Origin of the sequence: Actinokineospora terrae (assembly GCF_900111175.1) — a bacterium.
GTDB classification, from domain to species: Bacteria; Actinomycetota; Actinomycetes; order Mycobacteriales; family Pseudonocardiaceae; genus Actinokineospora; species Actinokineospora terrae.
In genome coordinates this window covers 1-17,773 of the sequence record NZ_FOGI01000020.1, presented here as the reverse complement: position 1 = coordinate 17,773, position 17,773 = coordinate 1, and the positions used below count along the sequence as shown (strand labels likewise).

Sequence of the window (17,773 nt, the reverse complement as noted above, 5' to 3'; positions counted from 1 at the left end):
TTACCGGCATCCGGGGGGTTTCCGGTCCAGTTCTACCCGGATGGCGCAGTTCGCCCGCGCAGGTGAGAGGATGGCGGGTGGAGGTGGTGTCGTGAAGGGCTCCGAGCGGGACGACACCCCGGTTCTGATCACCGAGGCCGAGCCGTCGTACGAGGACCAGTTCGCCGCGCGCAAGCGCAAATACATGATCATGATGGGCCTGCGCATCCCGTGCCTGCTGCTGGCGGGCCTGACCTACCAGGTGTGGTGGCTGGCACTCGCTTTCGTCGCGCTGTCGATCCCGCTGCCGTGGATGGCGGTGCTCATCGCCAACGACCGCCCACCGCGCAAGTCGGAGAAGGTCAACCGCTACCAGCGCGACCCCAAGGCCATCGAGGCCGCGGACCGCCAGGTCATCGACGGCTGAGCGGCTGGGCGCCCACGCGCGACACGGCCAGCGCCCCGGCCTCGGCACCCGCGCGCAGCACCGCGCGTGGTGTTGCTCCGCGTAGCCACGCCCGCAGTGCTCCCGCGTTGAACGCGTCACCGGCGCCGGTGGTGTCGACACACTCCGTTGGCACCGCGGGCTCCTCGACCACTCCGTCACGGTCGACCCAGTACGCACCGTGTTCGCCGCGCGTCACCGCGGCCGCGGAGACCGCGTCGAGCACGTTTCGACCGCCCAGCGCGAGGTACTCGTCGTGGTTGGGCAGGAGCAGGTCGATGCCCTGGATCGCGGTGAGGAACGTGTCGTCGACGAGGGCGGCCGATTGCGGGTCCACCGAGGTCGTCAGGCCGGACGCGCGGGCAGCGGCCAGGATCGCCATTCCGGCTTCGCGGGTGGCTTTGTCCAAGAGCACATAGCCGGACAAGTGCAGGTGTCGAGCCCCGTCGAGCGGCGGTAGATCTGTCGGGCGCAGAAGTGCGTTTGTTCCCCTATCCGGAAACATCGTGCGCTGACCGGTGGCATCAACGAGAACGACCACACACCCAGTGCTGGCAGTCGGATCTACTGTGAACACACACTGAACGCCTCTACCGGTGAGTTCTGTTCTCGCCTGGGCAGCCGCCGCGTCATCGCCCACACGTGACACCAGGGTGACCTGTTCGCCGAGGTGCGCCAGCCACGCGGCCGCGTTCGCGGCGGCGCCACCGGAGCGCAGCGTGGTCTCGCCGAGCGTGTCGTCACCCCAGGCGATGGGCGTGGCGTGCCGGACCACCACGTCCAGCGCCGTGTCGCCGACCACGACCACCGGGCTCACGGTCACCTCCGGAACCGAACTCGCGCGGACACGGGACCTTACGGTAGAAAGGCGCTCCGCTCAGTCTGCGACAACTTCCCGACGATGACCTCCTCGAAGGAGCCCGGCGATGGCGCGTGTCCAGACCGCGCTGGTCGCCGCCGGTTTCCGCCGGTACGCGACCTACCGGCAGGCCACCTTCGCCGGGGCGTTCACCAACACCGTGTTCGGCTACCTGCGCTGCTACATCCTGCTCAGCGTCGCTGCGACCGCGGGCGGGACCATGGTCGGCTACGACCGGTCGCAACTGGTCAGCTACGTCTGGCTGGGGCAGGGGCTGCTCGCGGTGGTGAACTCCTGGACGATGCTCGACCTGGCCGAGCGGGTGCGCACCGGGGATGTCGTCGCCGACCTGCTGCGCCCGGTGGATCCACTGTGGACGTACCTGTGGACCGACATCGGCCGCGCTGCCTTCGCCGCGTTGACCAGGTTCGTGGTGCCGCTGGTCGTGGGCGCTATCGCTTTTGGGCTCTATGTCCCGCGGAGCCTCTTGACTTACCCGCTGTTCGTGCTGTCCACCCTGCTCGCGATCGTCGTGTGCTTCGCGTGCCGGTACCTGATCGGCCTGACCGCGTTCTGGTTGCTGGACATCCGGGGCGTCATGATGTTCTGGGTTTTCGTGTCCGGCGCAGCCAGCGGGCTGTACTTCCCGCTGGCCGTCTTGCCGGAGTGGCTGAGCACCGTGCTGTGGGTGGCGACCCCGTTCCCGTCCTTGCTCCAGGCGCCACTGGACATCGCGGTCGAGCGAGGTGGCACCGGGCACGCGCTCTTGGTCTGCCTGGGGCAGGTCATGTGGATGGTTCTCTTACTGCTCCTCTGTCGCTGGGTCCAGACGCGCGCGGTGCGGAAGCTGGTGGTGCAAGGTGGCTGACATCCGCGACACCGCGCGGGTCTACGGGCGGGTGCTCCGCGCGCAGGTCCGCAGCCAGTGGCAGTACCGCACGTCGATGGTGCTGGAGATCCTCGGCAGTATGGTCGTCAACGGCCTCGACATCGCCACCGTCTTCGTCTTGTTCTCCGTCACCGGCGCGCTCGGCGGGTTCACCGGCACCGAGGTGCTCCTGATGGCCGCGTTGTCGGCGGCCTCGTTCACCGTGGCCGACCTGGTGGCGGGCAGTGCGGACAAACTGCGCGAGTACGTCCGGTCAGGGTTGTTCGACTCGCTGCTGCTGCGACCCCTGTCCGCCCTCTTGCAGCTAGCGGTCATCACCTTCGCGTTGCGCCGTATCGGCAGGGCGGTGCAAGGAGTCGTGCTCTACATCGTCGCGTTGTGCGTGGCAGACATCCCGTGGACGGTCGAACGCGCGCTGTTCGCCGCCATAGTCCCGATCTCGGGTGCTGTGTTCTTCGCCAGCCTGTTCATCGGGGGTGCCACCGTGGCGTTCTGGTGGGTCGAGTCCGGTGAGGTGGCGAACGCGTTCACCTACGGCGGGCGCGACTTCACCTCGTACCCGAGCACCATGTACGGCGGTTGGTTCCGCGACCTGTTCACCCTGGGCATCGGGTTCGGCTTCGTCGCGTACTTCCCGAGCCTTGTCCTACTCGGCAAGCCGGACCCGTTGGGCCTACCGACCGCGGTGGCGTGGGGGTCGCCGTTGGTCGCCGTTGTCGCCGCTTGCGTCGCCACCGCCTTCTGGCGCTTCGGCGTCCGCCACTACCGGAGCACAGGGTCATGATCATTTCGGCGCGCGGTCTGCGCAAGGAGTTCACCGTGTCGCGCAAGGTCGGCCGGTTCCGCAGGGAGCGGCACGTGGTGTCTGCTGTGGACGGTGTCGACCTCACCGTGGAGCGCGGCGAGCTGCTCGGGTACATAGGCCCGAACGGCGCCGGTAAGTCCACCACGCTCAAGATGCTGACCGGTGTGCTCACCCCGAGCGCGGGTGAGGTCAGCGTCTGCGGGCTGGAGCCGGTGGCTAAGCGCACCACTCTTGCGAGGCGGATCGGCGTTGTGTTCGGGCAGCGCTCACAGCTGTGGTGGGACCTACCGCTCGAAGAGTCGTTCTCACTACTACGGCACATCTACCGGGTTCCAGAGGGCGATCACGCCGCTCGACTGAAGCAGTGCACCGACCTGCTCGGGCTCGACGAGTTCCAGCGGACTCCGGTGCGTCAGTTGTCGTTGGGGCAACGCATGCGCGGTGAGCTCACCGCCGCCCTCTTGCACGGTCCGGAGGTACTGTTCCTCGACGAGCCCACGATCGGCCTCGACGTGCTCAGCAAGCAGGCCGTGCGGACGTTCCTCGCCGACGTGGACAAGCGCGGCGACAACACGGTCGTGCTCACGACCCACGACCTGGCCGACATCGAGAAGCTCTGCCGCAGGCTCGTGGTCATCGACCACGGCCGCGTGGTGCACGACGGCACCCTGGACGAACTACACGCCCGCTACCGCTCACGCCGCACCATCGTCGCCGATCTGGACAACCCGTGGCCCGAGGGTCTTACGCTGCCGGGCGCCGTTGTCACCGCGGTAGAGGCCGACGCGCGGCGGGTCACGCTCACGCTCGACGGAATGGCGGCGGGAGAGGTCGTCGCGGCTCTAGCCCAAGCCGTCTCGCTCAGAGACCTCTCGGTGCAAGAACCCGACATCGAGGACGTTGTCGCGCGGCTCTACCGAGACGAGAGCTGAACCGCGACCTCGGCGGCCACGCGCGCGTTGTCCGCCACCAGTTCGGTGTTGGCGCTCAAACTCGCGCCACCGCTGCCGTTGTGGAAGAACTCCAGCAGTGCGGGTGTGACGTCCTTGCCCCGGATCCCGCGCTCTTGCAGCAACGCCATGCCCTCGCTGAGAAGCCTGTCGTGGAGTTCCCGGTCGAGCTCGTACTCCACCGGCACCGGGTTGACCAGCAGGACACCCGAGGCCGTGAACGTGCTGTGCGCCGCGATCACTGCGGCCGCGTCCGCGGGGTTGTCCACCCGCCACGGCACCGTGTGCGCTGACTCGCGCAGGTAGAACCCAGGGAAGTAGTCAGTGCGATACCCGACCACCGGCACCGACTTCGTCTCCAGCACCTCCACGGTCGCGGCGATGTCCAGGATCGACTTCACGCCGGAGCAGACGACGGTCACCGGCGTGGTCGCGAGGACGTCCAAGTCCGCGGAGACATCCCAGGACGCGCTACCGGCAGGAACGGAGAGATGCACGCCACCGAGGCCGCCGGTCGCGAACACCTTGATGCCCGCCTGGTGCGCTAGCGCTGCCGTACTGGCCACGGTGGTAGCGCCATCGCGCTTGAGCGCGTAAGCGGGCCCGAGGTCACGCAGCGACAGCTTCGCGAGACCGGGGGAGCACACGCGCCGGAGCTGCTCCGGTGTGAGCCCGATGTGCGCCACACCGTCGAGGACCGCGATGGTGGCGGGCACGGCGCCCGCGTCCCGCACGATGCGCTCCAGCCGGGCGCCGACCTCCAGGTTGCGCCCCTGGGGCAGCCCGTGGGCCAGCAGGGTGCTCTCCAGGGCCACCACGGCACGCCCCTCGGACCGGGCGGCGGTGACCTCATCGGCGATGACCAGGTGTGGGCTCATCCCGACATCATGGCAAACGCCGCGGTTCCCGCCCGTTCGTCGGGCGGTCCAGCAGGGGCTACCAGGAACGCAGGGTGACGATGCGTTCCTCGAGCTGCTCGATCGTGGCCATCGCGGTGGGCGGACCGCCGCAGGCTCGGCGCAGCTCGCCGTGGATGAGGCCGTGGGGCTTGCCGGTGCGGTGGTGGGCCATGCCGACCAGCGCGTTCAACTCCTTGCGCAGGTTCGCCAAGCGCTCTTGCACTGACTGCGGCTGCGCCCGCGCCGCCGGTTCCTCCGGCTTCGCCTCCGCGGCCCGCTTGGATCTCGCCGCGACCTGCTGCTCTTGCCGCTGTCTCAGCAGCTCACGAACCTGGTGCGGTTCGAGCAGCCCCGGCAGGCCTAGGTACTCCTCTTCCTCCACCGTGCCCGCGCCCGCGGCGGTGCCGAACGACGAGCCGTCGAAGATGACCTGGTCCAGCTCGGCGGAGGCACCCAGCGAGGTGAACGCCTTCTCCTCCTCGCCCAGCTCGTCCTTGGTCCGGTTGGCGTCGGCGACCAGCTCGTCGTCCCAACCCTCCTTCTCCCGGTGCGGCTTGCCCAGCACGTGGTCGCGCTCGGCCTCCAGCTGGCTGGCCAGGTCCAGCAGCACCGGCACCGAGGGCAGGAACACGCTGGCCGTCTCGCCCTGGCGCCGCACCCGCACGTACCTGCCGATGGCCTGGGCGAAGAACAGCGGCGTCGAGGCGCTGGTCGCGTACACGCCCACCGCCAGCCGCGGCACGTCCACGCCCTCGCTGACCATCCGGACCGCCACCAGCCAACGCGAGTCCGAGTCGGCGAACTCCTGGATCCGCCCCGAGGCCTTCGGGTCGTCGGAGAGCACCAGGGTGGGCGCCTCGCCGGTCGCGGTCGCCAGGATCTGCGCGTACGCCTTCGCCGAGACGTGGTCGGAGGCGATGACCAGGCCACCGGCGTCCGGCACGTGGTGGCGGACCTGCGTCAGCCGGGTGTCGGCCGCGGCCAGCACCGAGGGCACCCACTCGCCGGACGGGTCGAGCGCGGTGCGCCACGCCCGCGCGGTCTGCTCGGCGGTCAGCGGCTCGCCGAGCCGGGCGGTGAACTCCTCGCCCGCGCTGGTCCGCCAGCTCGCCTCGCCGGAGTAGGCCAGGAAGATCACCGGCCGGACGACGCCGTCGCGCAGCGCGTCGGAGTAGCCGTAGGTGTGGTCGGCGCGGCTGCGCTGGAAGCCCTCGCCATCGGGCTCGTAGTCGACGAACGGGATGGGGGAGTCGTCGCTGCGGAACGGGGTGCCGGTCAGCGCCAGCCGCCGCGCGGCCGGGGTGAACGCCTCGCGGACCGCGTCGCCCCAGCTCTTGGCGTCGCCGCCGTGGTGGATCTCGTCGAGGATGACCAGCGTCTTGCGCTGCTCGGTGCGCACCCTGTGCAGGCTCGGGTGCGCCGCGACCTGCGCGTAGGTGACCGCGACGCCGCGGAAGTCGCGCGAGGTGGCGCCCATCGAGTTGGTGAAGTTCGGGTCGATCGGGATGCCCGCCGCCGACGCCGCCGACGCCCACTGGTGCTTGAGGTGCTCGGTCGGCGCCACGATCGTCAGCGACTCGACGGTGCGGTCGGCCAGCAGCTCGCTGGCCACCCGCAGCCCGAACACCGTCTTGCCCGCGCCGGGGGTCGCCACCGCGAGGAAGTCCTTCGGGCGCGTGGTCAGGTACTTGGTCAGCGCGCGCCGCTGCCAGTCGCGCAGCGGCCGCGCCGGGGCGCTCGCTCGGGAGTCCGGTTCCACCTCGGCCCGGGTCACGGGATGCCCCAGCTCCTCTCCACCTGCTCCGGACACGGTGATGCCCTCAGCTGGTCGGCACGGCGTCGAGCGCGGGACCGGGGTGAGGGCGCCGTCGAGGATACCGCCCGCCCGGCCAAGATCGCCGCAGGCCGCGACACGCCGGGGCCCGCTCGACGCCGGTGATCAAGCCGATCGAGTGGTCATGGACCATGCTTGACCCGGTATGACCGCGCAGCCAGCACCCCAGGACGGCCGCGACGGCACCCCCGGCGGCCCGCCCGCGCGGCGAGGTCCGTCCCGGCTGCTCAGGCGCACCCTGTCCAAGGCCTGGGCAGGCAACCTCTTCTCCGAGGCGGCCGAGGCCGCGTTCTGGCAGGTCCTGTCCCTGCCGCCGCTGCTGCTCGGGCTGCTGGGCAGCCTCGGTTTCGTCGCCGAGTGGTTCGGCCCGGACGTCGTGCTCGCGGTGCAGGCCGACCTGATCGACATCTCGCGCAAGGCGTTCAGCGAGAACGTGGTGACGCAGATCATCCAGCCCACGGTCTCCGACATCCTCACCGTCGGGCGCGGCGAGATCGTCTCCGTCGGCTTCCTGATCTCGCTGTGGGCCGGGTCGTCGGCGATGTCGTCGTTCGTGGACGCGATCACCGTCGCACACGGCCAGTACGGGGTCCGTCACGAGGTGTGGCAACGGATCTTCGCGCTGCTGCTCTACATGGCCAGCCTGGTGCTGCTGATCATCGGCCTGCCGGTGCTCGCGCTCGGCCCCGACCTGCTGCCCAACCTGTTCCCGGAGTCCTGGCAGCCGACCATCAACGCGTGGATCGGCACCGCCTACTACCCGGTGATCGGCATCTTGATCGTGCTCGCGCTCACCACGCTCTACAAGCTCGCCCTGCCGCGCAAGCTGCCGTGGCACCGCGGCGTGCCGGGGGCGATCATGGCGATGGCCGTGTTCGTCCTGTCCAGCATCGGGCTGCGCCTCTACATCGGCTGGATCACCACCACCGGCTACACCTACGGCGCGCTCGCCACCCCCATCGCGTTCCTGCTGTTCGCCTTCTTCATCGGCCTGGCCGTCGTGATCGGCGCGTACTTCAACGCCGCCATCGAAGAGGTGTGGCCCGCGAAGCTGACCAAGCGCCAGCGGCGGCGGTGGCGGCGGTTGGAGATGGAGAAGGCGGCGGGCAAGAACCGGCAGCGCGACACCGGCGAGACGGCCGCGCGAGCACCGGGTGAACAGCCCGCCGCGGACCCGCCCGCCGAGTCCACCCGGTCGTGGGATCGGGACCGCAGCCAGGGCTGAGTCATACTTTTGTATGACCCGGCCCGGGTGGGAATCGCCCCGTGGGCTGAGTCCCTCCTCAGGCTCCCTGTGCCAGGCTTCCCCCAATCCACCGGTGATGTGGCCCGCCGAGCGCGCGCCAGGGGGTCGTCGGTGTCCACAGTGCTCGTTGTCCGAGGGGAACTACGCAGATGTCCGTGCTGGCACGACTCAGCCTGGGCAACCGGGGTCTGGTGGGCTTGCTCAGCCTGCTCATCATCGGCTTCGGCGCCATCGCGTTGCCGTCACTGAAACAACAACTCCTGCCCTCCATCCAGCTGCCGGGCGCGGTCGTCATCGCCGCCTACCCCGGCGCGTCCCCGGATGTGGTGGACAGCCAGGTGGCCGAACCGATCTCGGCCGGGGTCCGCGGCGTCGCCGGTGTGGAGAAGATCACCACCCGGTCCGCGGAGAGTTCGTCGACCGTGCAGGTGCAGTTCGTCTACGGCACCGACATGGACACCGCGATCAGCCAGCTGCAGCAGGCGGTCAACCGCGTGCGCCCGCAGCTGCCGCAGGGCGTGGAGCCGACGATCATGCAGGGCAGCACCGACGACCTGCCGGTGGTCGTGCTCGCCGCGACGTCGGGGTCCGACGAGGTCGCCACCGCCGCCCGGCTGCGCGCCGAGGTCGTGCCCGCACTGGAGGGGATCAGCGGGGTGCGCGAGGCGGGCGTCAGCGGCGCCCGCACCCAGCAGGTCACGGTCACCGTCGACTACGCCAAGCTCGCTGCGGCGGGCGTGGACCCGTCCGCGCTGGCCACCACGCTGTCCACCGCGGGCGCGACGCTCCCGGCAGGCGCGGTCACCGAGTCGGACAAGTCGCTCACCGTCCAGGTCGGCGGGCCACTGACCAGTGTGGACGATCTGCGCGCGCTCCAGCTTCCCGCACAGGGCAAGCCGGTCACCCTCGGCGAGGTCGCGACTGTCGAGTCAGGACTCGCGCCTGCCACCGTGATCACCCGCACCGGCGGCAAGCCCACCCTCGGCGTCACGGTCACCATGACCCGGGACGGCAACGCGGTCGAGATCTCCAAGGCGGTCAACGACAAGCTCGCCGAACTGGAGCGCTCGTCGGGCTCCGACCTCACCGTGGTGTTCTCCCAAGGGCCGGAGGTGGAGAAGGCGATCAGCGGCCTGACCACCGAGGGCGTGCTGGGCCTGGCCTTCGCGGTGCTGGTGATCCTGCTGTTCCTGCTCTCCATCCGCTCCACGGTCGTCACCGCGGTGTCCATCCCGCTGTCGGTGCTCGTGGCGCTGCTGGTGATGTGGACCGGTGACCTGTCGCTGAACATGCTCACCCTCGGCGCGCTCACCATCGCGATCGGCCGGGTGGTGGACGACTCGATCGTCGTGCTGGAGAACATCAAGCGACACCTGGAGTACGGCGAGGAGAAGCTGCACGCGATCCTCGACGGCACCAAGGAGGTCGCAGGCGCGGTGACGGCGTCCACTTTGACCACGGTGGCGGTGTTCGCACCGATCGCGTTCGTCGGCGGTATCGCGGGCGAGCTGTTCGGGCCGTTCTCGTTGACGGTCACCGTGGCGCTCGTCGCGTCGCTGCTGGTGTCGCTGACCATCGTCCCGGTGCTCGCGTTCTGGTTCCTCAAGCCCCCCGCGGTCTCCGCCGACCCGGCCGCCGCCGAGCGCGCCCTGCAAGCGGCGCTGGACAAGGAGCGGCGCAGCCCGCTGCAGCGCGCCTACGTCCCGGTGCTGCGCTTCGCCACCCGCCGCCGCTGGGCCACGATCCTCGCCGCCGTGCTGATCTTCATCGCCACCATGGGCCTGGCCGCGCGGCTGGAGACCAACTTCATCGACGACGACGGCGGCACCTCGGTGCGGCTGACCCAGGAACTGGCGCCCGGCACCAGCCTCGCCGCGCGCGACGCCGCGGCCAAGAAGCTGGAGGACGTGCTCGCCGCCACCCCGGAGATCGAGGTCTACCAGGTCACCGTCGGCGTCGACGACTCGTTGGCGGGCTTCGGTTTCGGCGGCGACGGCAACACCACCGTCGACGCCACGCTCAAGCCCGACATCGACCGCGACGCCGTGCTCAAGGGCATCAAGGACCGGCTCGGCACCGGCGCGGGCACCCTGGAGACCGGGGCCTCCGCCGCGGCGGGCGCGTCCTCGTCCATCGAGGTCGTCGTGACCGCGCCGGACGCCGCGGGCCTGAGCGCCGCGACCAAGACCGTCCAGGACGCCGTCGCGGGCACCCCGGGGCTCACCGACGTGACCAGCGACCTGGCCCGCAGCTCACCGCGGGTGGAGATCGTGGTCGACCAGCGCGCCGCGGCGGCCAAGGGCCTGAGCAACCAGGTCATCGGCCAGTTCGCCGCCCAGGCGCTGCGCGGCACCCCGGTGGCCGAACTGCCCATCGGCGGCGCCCGCCAGCAGGTCGTGCTGCGCACCGGCGCCGCGCCGACCGACGTCGCCGCGCTCAAGGCGCTGCCGCTGCCCAGCGCCGCTGGCCCGGTCACCCTCGGGCAGGTCGCCCAGGTGTCCACGGTCGACGGCCCGGTCCAGGTCACCCGCACCGACGGCGACCGCAGCACCACCGTCACCGCCAAGTCGACCTCGTCAGACCTCGGCGCGGTCACCAAGGACATGACCGACCGGCTGGGCAAGGTCGCGCTGACCGGCGGCGCGGCGTACTCGGTCGGCGGGGTCAGCGCCGACCAGGCCGACACCTTCGCCGACCTGGGGCTGGCCATGCTGGCCGCGATCGCCATCGTCTTCCTGATCATGGTGGCGACGTTCCGCAGCCTGGTGCAGCCGCTGATCCTGCTGGTGTCCATCCCGTTCGCGGCCACCGGCGCCATCGGCCTGCTGCTGCTCACCGGCACCCCGCTCGGGCTGCCCTCGCTCATCGGCATGCTGATGCTGGTCGGCATCGTGGTGACCAACGCCATCGTGCTGATCGACCTGATCAACAAGTACCGGGCGGACGGGATGAGCGTGCGGGACGCGGTCATCGAGGGCGGCCGCAGGCGGCTGCGCCCGATCCTGATGACCGCGGCGGCGACGATCTTCGCGCTGCTGCCGATGGCCTCGGGCATCACCGGCGAGGGCGGGTTCATCGGCAAGCCGCTGGCCCTGGTGGTCATCGGCGGCCTGATCAGCTCGACGCTGCTGACCCTGGTGCTCGTCCCGACCCTCTACACGATGGTCGAGAACTTCAAGGAGCGCCGCAGGGCCAAGCGCGCCGCCAAGCGCGCTCAGCGCCCGGCAGCGCAAGAGCCGGAGTTGCAGCGGGTCTGAGCCGTTCGCGCGAAGAGGGCCGCCCCGGTCACCCGGGGTGGCCCTGGCGGCGTTCAGGCCTTCATCGACTCGTAGATCTTCTGGCAGTCCGGGCACACCGGCGAGCCCGGCTTGGGCGACTTCGTGACCGGGAAGACCTCGCCGCACAGCGCGACCACCATGGTCCCGGTGACGGCGCTCTCGACGATCTTGTTCTTCTGCACGTAGTGGAACATCTTGGGCGTGTCGTCGCCCGTGGTCTCGGTGCCCTCGGGCCGCGTGTCGACTTCCGGCCGGGTCTGCGTTGGTGCGCTCACCCGACCATTCTGACACCAGAACCGGTCCCCGCGACCGCCTCGGCCTGGCAGGATGCGCGCATGTTCCAGAAGGTCCTCGCTGGTTTCGGCGCCGGGGCCGCCAAGGTCGACGCCCAGATCCTCGACCGGGCCACCCGTCCGGGTGGGCTGCTGCGCGGAGAGGTGCACCTGCTCGGCGGCAGCGTCGACCAGCAGGTCGACGCCCTCGGCGTGGCGCTGCTGGCCAGGGTCGACACCCCGGACGGGCCGCGCGACCTGCCGGTGCAGCAGGTGCACCTGGCGGGCAGCGAGCTGGTCAGGGCGGGCGCCAGGGTCACCGTGCCGTTCGAGGTGCGGCTGCCCTGGGAGACGCCCATCACCTCGGTGCTCGGCAAGCACCTCACCGGCATGGCAGTCGGGCTGCAGACCACCCTCGACCTGTCCGGCTCCGTCGTCGACGCCCAGGACGTGGACGCCGTCGCCGTCGAGCCGCTGCCCGCCCAGCACCGCGTCCTCGACGCGCTCAGCCGCCTCGGCTACACCTTCCGCGGCGCCAACCTCGAGCGCGACCGCGTGGACGGTCTCGACCAGCAGCTCCCGTTCTTCCAGGAGATCACCTTCGACGCGCCGGGCCCCTCCGGCCTGACCTCGCTGACGGTCACCTTCCTGGCCGGGCCGCAGGAGGTGCAGGTCGTGCTGGACGCGGTGAAGCAGGTCAGGGTCGCCAAGGGCGGCGGTCTCGGCGGCCGCTCGCGCTCGTTCCTCGGCACCTTCCCGGTGCGGGAGGTCAACGCGCCCTGGGAGCGCCAGCTGGAGGGCTGGCTGCGGCAGGTCGCGGCGCCCCGCGGGATCTTCGACTAGCGCCACCACCCACCCTCGTGGACCAGCGACGAGCCCGGCCCGGCCTGCTCGTCGCCCGCCCACGAACGCCCCAACGGCTCCGCGGCCCCGCTGACGTCCCGCGTGGCGGCCTGCTCGCCGACCACCCAGGACAGCACCAGCGGCGACGGCGTCCTGGCCCGCAGCCGCTGCTCGGCCAGCACGGGCTCCAGCCGCGCCATCTGGATGCCGTCCAGCCAGAACCGCAGGTCCTCCTCGGTCGCCGCGGTGTCCGGGTGCTCGGCGCCGAGCACCCGCAGCTGGCCGTCGCGGACCTGTTCGAGATCGCGCACCGCGCCTTCCGGGTCGCCGTCGTGGCCCCGGCGGTTGGCGATCAGGCGCCGGGTGGTGAGGGCGTCCGGGTGCTCGGCGCCGAGCAGCCGCGCGAGGTCGGCGAGCAGCGCGTCGAGGTCGGTGTCGTCGTCACCGGTCTCGGCCAGCGCGAACGCCAGCCACGCCCGGGTGGTCACCGTGTCGACGTGGTCGGGGCCGAGGACGTCGCTCAGGTCGGCCAGCACCTGGGCCAGGCCGTCCACCGCGGCCCCGGTGTGCCCGGCCTTCGCGTGCCAGCGGGCCGCCTCCGCCCTGGCCCGCAGCACGTCCTGGTGCTCGGGCGGCAGCACGGCCGCGGTCTCCACGGCGTCCTCGAAGTAGGTGATCGCCTCCAGCACGTGCTGGGAGTGCCCGAGGTTGGCGCCGGTGCGGAACACCAGCTCGGTCTCCCCGCTGCTCCACAGCAGCGACCCGGCGTGCGTCTGCAGAGCGACGCTGTTGGCCCGCAACGACCGCGCCAACCCGGTGTCGCTCCCGGAGTCGACCGGCCACAACTCCACCAGTGCCCGGGCCGCGACCCGCGCCACCCGCGCCAGCTGTCGCGGCGTCATCCGGTCCCGTGACACCCGCTGCACCAACGGGTGGGTCTGCACGCCGTGCTCGGGCCGGAACAGGTCCACCATGGACAGGTTCAGCCGCTCCAGGCACCGCACGGCGTCCCTGGCGTCGTCCTGCCCGACCCGGCGGCCGGACTCCTCGCCCAGGTAGGCCAGGACCGCCCCGGTCGCGAACAGCTCCACCGGGGCACCGGCGGCGTCCAGCACCGACATCAGGTCCAGCAGCGGCTCGGCGACGCCCACCGGGTCCAGCTGGTTGGCCAGCTCGATCGACAGCGACCACGCCGCGGCCAGGGTGCCGTGCAGGTCGTCGCCGACCAGGTCCACGACCTTCTTGCGCCGGTCGTTCCAGCGCCGCCGGTACTCCGCGTAGGACAGCTCCCGGTCCACCATGTACGCCGCGGCCTGCGACAACGCCAGCGGCAGGTACCCCAGGTCCTTGGCCAGTTCCAGGGCCTGCCCGTCCGGGTCCGCCCGGCCGGGCAGCCGGTCGACCAGGAACTCCTCCGCCTCCGGCGGGGTGAACAGGTCGACGGTGACCACCTGCCTGCGCGCGGAGATCAGCTCGGCGTCGCGCCTGCGGGTGGTGATCACCACCTGGTTGCCCTCGGCGGTCGCCGGTTGCAGCCCCCGCAGGTCCCGCGGGTCCCACAGGTCGTCGAGCACGAGCAGCCACCGCCGCGCCGTGGTGTTGAGCCAGGTCAGCAGCTGCGCCGCGGCGTGCTCGGGGTCCTGCGGCGGCGCGTTGAGCAACGCCACCGCCGTCTGCGCGTAGTGCGAGATGATCTGCTCCCGCGACCCGGCAGGTGTCCAGATGACCACGTCCACCAGGTCCTGCGCCCACACCCGCCGCGCGTGCGTCGCCGCGATCTGGCTCTTGCCGACACCGGCCATGCCCGACAGCACGATCTCGCGGTGCCCGCCCGCCCGCTCGAAGAACCGGTCGACCTCGCGCCGCAGGTGGTGCGCGGGCGCGGTCGGCACGGAGCCGTCGAGCAGCCTGCGCTCCACCGGCGAGGCCACGATCCCGTCCTCGATCGCCCGCTCGTAGAGCTCGATCCTGGTCTTGGCCTGCCGCCCCAGCTTCTGGTATTTCTCCCGCACCCGCCGCAGGTACTGGTGCACCGTCGGCGCCCGCACGTCCAGCTCGCGGGCGATCCTGGCCACCGGGACGTCCGCGACGAACCGGCGCACCACGTCGCTCTCCCGCGGGCTCAACTCCGGCTTGCCGTCCTGGCGCGCACCGGCCAGCCTGCGCGGCTGCTCCTCGGCGTCACGCCCCAGCCACCGCGCCGCGACCCCGGCGCACCCCGCGCAGACCGCGATGACCGCCCCGGTCGGCAGCTCCAGCGCGCCGGTCGCCGGGTTCCCGCACGGGATCCCGCAGACCACGAACTCGCAGCCCCTGGTCTGACCGGCCGCCGCCTCCCGCTGCCTGCGGGCGGCCGACCGGCAGGTGGCCGAGCAGAACCGGCGCGGCCTGCCGCGGGGGTCGGTCCGGGGCGGCAACGGGCGGCCGCACCGCGTGCACCCGGCCATGACCCTCCCCGGTTATTCCGTGCCGCCGCCTGGTCCGGACGATGTCGTGCCCATCGCGGTGAGCTGCGTGGACGCCATTATTCCGTGCCGCGAACGGCGGTTGCGAGTGATGTCTACTGGTAGCCGGTGCGGCGGGTGATACTGGTGCGACCTGCGCACAGATGCGTGCGCACCTCCTCATCCAGAGGGGGTGCGGACCCGCACCTGGTTTGGTGCGGGCCCCCCGGGCTAACGCGGCCCTTCGTTTCGAGGCGTTATGACCGCGTCGCCCAACATCACGAGCGCCCTCGCCACCATGGCGGGGGTTTCGTGCTTGGTGAGCACGCATCCCGCCTCGGCGACCAGCAGAAGCCCGCGCATCGGCTTCCACTTCCCGCGGATCACTCGCTCGAACCGGTGGAGCCATCGCACCGCCCGGCTTGGCGGGCACCGCTCCGACGGTTCGTCCTGTTCCTGGTGGTCCACTCGCGTCCTCCTCGTCGTTCGGACGGACTCGGCTGACAGCCGAATTCGCTCGGCCAGACGAGCCCGACCGGGTGAGTCGGAGAAGCGGTTGCACCCGTGGGAACGCGCGACTCATGTGCGCGCGCACATGTGCCACGGGCAAACGATCCCGTAGTACGCGCGGGCGCACAAGGGACCCGTGGGGCGGCTGCGGTGGATGTGCTGCCGGAGGCGGGCGGGATGCGGTGACCGGTAGGTCTACCGCGATGACAGGCACGCAAAGTGATGTTCGTGTCCCCGTTGCGGCGGTGTCAACGCGGGCGAAGCCGCGCTACTCACCGGTTCGAACCCGGCCGCGGCGGCCACCCGGAGATGACCTGAGAGTTTCCTGAGGGTTACCGGCGTTACCGGATTGTGTCCGCGCGACCGTCTCTGAATCGAGCAAGTGTGCTTTCGCTCACCACATCGGGGGCATATGTTGTGCGGCACAACATTCTCAACGCACGAAAACCGCCAGGGCCCAGGTGGTGCGTCGTGGTACGCGGAAGGGACTTTCCCATGCGGTTGGCACATCTGGCGGCGGTTACCGTCTGTGCACTTTCCCTGGTGGCCTGCGGGGCCAACCAGGCCACCCCGTCAGCGCCGCCTGCCTCCGGCGGCGCGACGACCGAGGCCCCGGCAGGCGGCGTCAAGGTCGGCGTGATCCTGCCCGAGACCGCCACCTCGGCGCGCTGGGAGGGCTTCGACAAGCCGATGATCGAGGCGGCGATGAAGGCCCAGGGCCTCGACGCCGACGTGCAGAACGCCCAGGGCGACGTGCAGAAGTTCTCCACCCTGGCCGACGGCATGATCAGCCAGGGGGTCAAGGTCCTGGTGATCGCCGCCATCAACAGCGAGGTCGGCTCCTCGGTGGCGGCCAAGGCCAAGGCCCGCGGCATCCCCACCATCGACTACGACCGGCTCAACCTCGGCGGCAGCTCCGACTACTACGTCTCCTTCGACAACGTGAAGGTCGGCGAGCTGCAGGGCAAGGGCCTCGCCGACGCGCTCAAGGCCAAGCCGGGCGCGCAGGTCATCGAGATCGAGGGCGCCCCCACCGACAACAACGCCACCCTGTTCCACAACGGGCAGGAGAACGTGCTCAAGCCGCTCTACGACGCGGGCACGCTCAAGCTGGTGCAGTCCCAGGCGATCGACGGCTGGGACAACCAGAAGGGCGGCGTCACCTTCGAGCAGATCCTGACCGCCAACGGCGGCAAGGTCGACGGCGTCGTCGCGGCCAACGACGGCCTCGCGGGCGCGGTCATCACCGTGCTGCGCAAGAACGGCCTCAACGGCAAGGTCCCGGTCACCGGCCAGGACGCCACCCCGGACGGCCTGATGGCCGTGCTGCGCGGCGACCAGTACATGACCGTGTTCAAGCCGATCAAGGAAGAGGCCGAGGCGGCCGCCAAGCTCGCCGCCGCGCTGGCCAAGGGCGACACCGCGGGCGCCGACTCGATCGCCAACGCCAGCAGCGACGACACCAAGGCCAACCGCAAGGTCAAGTCGGTCCTGCTCGAGCCGAAGCTGACCACCAAGGACTCGGTCAAGGACGTGGTGGACCAGGGCTACGTCAAGGCGAGCGACATCTGCGGCGGCGACCTCGCCGCGGTCTGCACCCAGCTCGGCATCAGCTGATCCCACCCGGCGCCGCCCGCCCGCGGTCATGGGTGCCGCGGGCGGGCGCCCTCCCCGCAAGGAACCGCCATGAGCGAACCGATCCTGGAACTGACCGGGCTCAACAAGAGCTTCGGCCCGGTGCACGTGCTGCACGACGTGGACTTCACCGTCCGCGCGGGCGAGGTCACCGCGCTGGTGGGTGACAACGGCGCAGGCAAGTCCACTTTGGTCAAGTGCGTCGCGGGCATCCACCCGATGGACTCCGGCGCCGTCCACTTCAACGGCGAACGGGTCAGCATCAACGGCCCCCGCGACGCCGCCGACCTCGGGATCGAGGTCGTGTACCAGGACCTCGCGCTCGCCGACAACCTCGACATCGTGCAGAACATGTTCCTCGGCCGCGAGCGCGGCAGCGGCTGGCTGCTCGACGAGGCCGCGATGGAGCAGGCCGCCCGCGAGACCCTCGCCTCGCTGTCGGTGCGCACCGTCAAGTCCGTGCGCACCCCGGTGTCCTCGCTCTCCGGCGGGCAGCGGCAGACGGTGGCGATCGCCAAGTCCGTGCTGTGGGAGAGCAAGGTCGTGCTGCTCGACGAGCCGACCGCCGCGCTCGGCGTCGCGCAGACCAGGCAGGTGCTCGACCTGGTCCGCCGCCTGGCCGAGCAGGGCCTCGGCGTGGTCCTGATCAGCCACAACATGGCCGACGTGTTCTCCGTCGCCGACCGCATCGCCACGCTCTACCTGGGCCGGATGGTCGCCGAGGTCAACACCCGCGACGTCACCCACGCCCAGGTCGTCGAGCTCATCACCGCGGGCCGCTCCGGCGACCTGGGGTTGGCGCGTCCCGAGAGCGCCGCCATCTGACGCCCCTGCACTCCCCCCTTGCCACCCGCCCTCCCTGCCCTGCCCTCTTGCCACCCGCCC

14 protein-coding genes are annotated in these 17,773 nt (G+C 70.9%); 9 read left to right on the top strand and 5 right to left on the bottom strand.

All coding sequences use genetic code 11. The annotated features are described in order from the left end of the window. The first annotated feature begins 70 nt into the window (after positions 1 to 70). Complete coding sequence (locus BMY07_RS31985) at positions 71 to 406, top strand: DUF3099 domain-containing protein (protein ID WP_092786818.1); 336 nt, start codon at positions 71 to 73, stop codon at positions 404 to 406. Here the strand turns inward: BMY07_RS31985 and BMY07_RS31980 are convergent. Beyond that, positions 393 to 1,241: a carbohydrate kinase family protein gene (locus BMY07_RS31980; RefSeq protein ID WP_092786903.1), complete on the bottom strand. Its 849-nt coding sequence runs from the start codon at positions 1,239 to 1,241 to the stop codon at positions 393 to 395. The two genes, BMY07_RS31985 and BMY07_RS31980, sit on opposite strands and share 14 nt — an antisense overlap. 109 nt (positions 1,242 to 1,350) lie before the next feature. Here BMY07_RS31980 and BMY07_RS31975 point away from each other — a divergent pair, with 109 nt between their 5' ends. Genes BMY07_RS31975 through BMY07_RS31965 form a run of 3 tightly spaced genes read left to right on the top strand, consistent with a single transcriptional unit; the run spans position 1,351 to position 3,909 of the window. Then, on the top strand, positions 1,351 to 2,151 hold the full coding sequence (locus tag BMY07_RS31975; protein WP_092786816.1) for an ABC transporter permease: 801 nt from the start codon (positions 1,351 to 1,353) through the stop codon (positions 2,149 to 2,151). Continuing rightward, the gene (locus BMY07_RS31970; RefSeq protein ID WP_245782776.1) at positions 2,144 to 2,956 is read left to right on the top strand and encodes an ABC transporter permease; all 813 of its coding nucleotides are present in this window, start codon (positions 2,144 to 2,146) and stop codon (positions 2,954 to 2,956) included. Before BMY07_RS31975 ends, BMY07_RS31970 begins: the two co-directional genes overlap by 8 nt. Continuing rightward, positions 2,953 to 3,909 (top strand): ABC transporter ATP-binding protein, encoded by a 957-nt coding sequence (locus tag BMY07_RS31965; protein ID WP_092786814.1) that lies wholly within the window; start codon positions 2,953 to 2,955, stop codon positions 3,907 to 3,909. Before BMY07_RS31970 ends, BMY07_RS31965 begins: the two co-directional genes overlap by 4 nt. Here BMY07_RS31965 and BMY07_RS31960 read toward each other — a convergent pair. After that, positions 3,891 to 4,805 (bottom strand): pseudouridine-5'-phosphate glycosidase, encoded by a 915-nt coding sequence (locus tag BMY07_RS31960; protein WP_092786812.1) that lies wholly within the window; start codon positions 4,803 to 4,805, stop codon positions 3,891 to 3,893. The two genes, BMY07_RS31965 and BMY07_RS31960, sit on opposite strands and share 19 nt — an antisense overlap. A 58-nt stretch (positions 4,806 to 4,863) precedes the next feature. Continuing rightward, on the bottom strand, positions 4,864 to 6,600 hold the full coding sequence (locus tag BMY07_RS31955) for a DEAD/DEAH box helicase (RefSeq protein ID WP_092786810.1): 1,737 nt from the start codon (positions 6,598 to 6,600) through the stop codon (positions 4,864 to 4,866). A 205-nt stretch (positions 6,601 to 6,805) separates the two neighbouring features. Between BMY07_RS31955 and BMY07_RS31950 the strand changes: the two genes are divergently transcribed. After that, the gene (locus BMY07_RS31950) at positions 6,806 to 7,885 is read left to right on the top strand and encodes a YihY/virulence factor BrkB family protein (RefSeq protein WP_092786808.1); all 1,080 of its coding nucleotides are present in this window, start codon (positions 6,806 to 6,808) and stop codon (positions 7,883 to 7,885) included. A 170-nt stretch (positions 7,886 to 8,055) separates the two neighbouring features. After that, entirely contained in the window at positions 8,056 to 11,163 is a 3,108-nt protein-coding gene (locus BMY07_RS31945; protein WP_092786806.1) for an efflux RND transporter permease subunit, read from the top strand. Positions 11,164 to 11,216: 53 nt separating this feature from the next. On the opposite strand, the gene BMY07_RS31940 is transcribed toward BMY07_RS31945, so the two are convergent. Beyond that, a complete protein-coding gene (locus tag BMY07_RS31940; RefSeq protein WP_170224202.1) occupies positions 11,217 to 11,459 on the bottom strand; it encodes a DUF3039 domain-containing protein in 243 nt (80 codons plus the stop codon). Between the two features lie 60 nt (positions 11,460 to 11,519). On the opposite strand from BMY07_RS31940, the gene BMY07_RS31935 reads away from it, so the two are divergent. Continuing rightward, positions 11,520 to 12,299 carry a sporulation protein gene (locus BMY07_RS31935; protein ID WP_092786804.1) on the top strand — a complete coding sequence of 260 codons (780 nt, stop codon included), beginning with the start codon at positions 11,520 to 11,522 and terminating at the stop codon, positions 12,297 to 12,299. Here the strand turns inward: BMY07_RS31935 and BMY07_RS31930 are convergent. After that, positions 12,296 to 14,746, bottom strand: coding sequence for an NB-ARC domain-containing protein (locus tag BMY07_RS31930; protein WP_092786802.1), 2,451 nt, complete (start codon positions 14,744 to 14,746; stop codon positions 12,296 to 12,298). The genes BMY07_RS31935 and BMY07_RS31930 overlap by 4 nt on opposite strands. Positions 14,747 to 15,748: 1,002 nt before the next feature. On the opposite strand from BMY07_RS31930, the gene BMY07_RS31920 reads away from it, so the two are divergent. Both BMY07_RS31920 and BMY07_RS31915 read left to right on the top strand, forming a co-directional pair. Beyond that, positions 15,749 to 16,870, top strand: coding sequence for a sugar ABC transporter substrate-binding protein (locus tag BMY07_RS31920; protein ID WP_092786797.1), 1,122 nt, complete (start codon positions 15,749 to 15,751; stop codon positions 16,868 to 16,870). 69 nt (positions 16,871 to 16,939) lie between these two features. Continuing rightward, positions 16,940 to 17,713 (top strand): ATP-binding cassette domain-containing protein, encoded by a 774-nt coding sequence (locus BMY07_RS31915; protein ID WP_092786795.1) that lies wholly within the window; start codon positions 16,940 to 16,942, stop codon positions 17,711 to 17,713. Positions 17,714 to 17,773 lie beyond the last annotated feature (60 nt).

Bases quoted from the DNA above. Each gene is read 5' to 3' on its own strand.
- BMY07_RS31950 (WP_092786808.1), top strand. From the start codon at position 6,806: ATGACCGCGCAGCCAGCACCCCAGGACGGCCGCGACGGCACCCCCGGC.
- BMY07_RS31975 (WP_092786816.1), top strand. From the start codon at position 1,351: ATGGCGCGTGTCCAGACCGCGCTGGTCGCCGCCGGTTTCCGCCGGTAC.
- BMY07_RS31935 (WP_092786804.1), top strand. From the start codon at position 11,520: ATGTTCCAGAAGGTCCTCGCTGGTTTCGGCGCCGGGGCCGCCAAGGTC.
- BMY07_RS31920 (WP_092786797.1), top strand. From the start codon at position 15,749: ATGCGGTTGGCACATCTGGCGGCGGTTACCGTCTGTGCACTTTCCCTG.
- BMY07_RS31930 (WP_092786802.1), bottom strand. From the start codon at position 14,746: ATGGCCGGGTGCACGCGGTGCGGCCGCCCGTTGCCGCCCCGGACCGAC.
- BMY07_RS31965 (WP_092786814.1), top strand. From the start codon at position 2,953: ATGATCATTTCGGCGCGCGGTCTGCGCAAGGAGTTCACCGTGTCGCGC.
- BMY07_RS31945 (WP_092786806.1), top strand. From the start codon at position 8,056: ATGTCCGTGCTGGCACGACTCAGCCTGGGCAACCGGGGTCTGGTGGGC.
- BMY07_RS31960 (WP_092786812.1), bottom strand. From the start codon at position 4,805: ATGAGCCCACACCTGGTCATCGCCGATGAGGTCACCGCCGCCCGGTCC.
- BMY07_RS31915 (WP_092786795.1), top strand. From the start codon at position 16,940: ATGAGCGAACCGATCCTGGAACTGACCGGGCTCAACAAGAGCTTCGGC.
- BMY07_RS31985 (WP_092786818.1), top strand. From the start codon at position 71: ATGGCGGGTGGAGGTGGTGTCGTGAAGGGCTCCGAGCGGGACGACACC.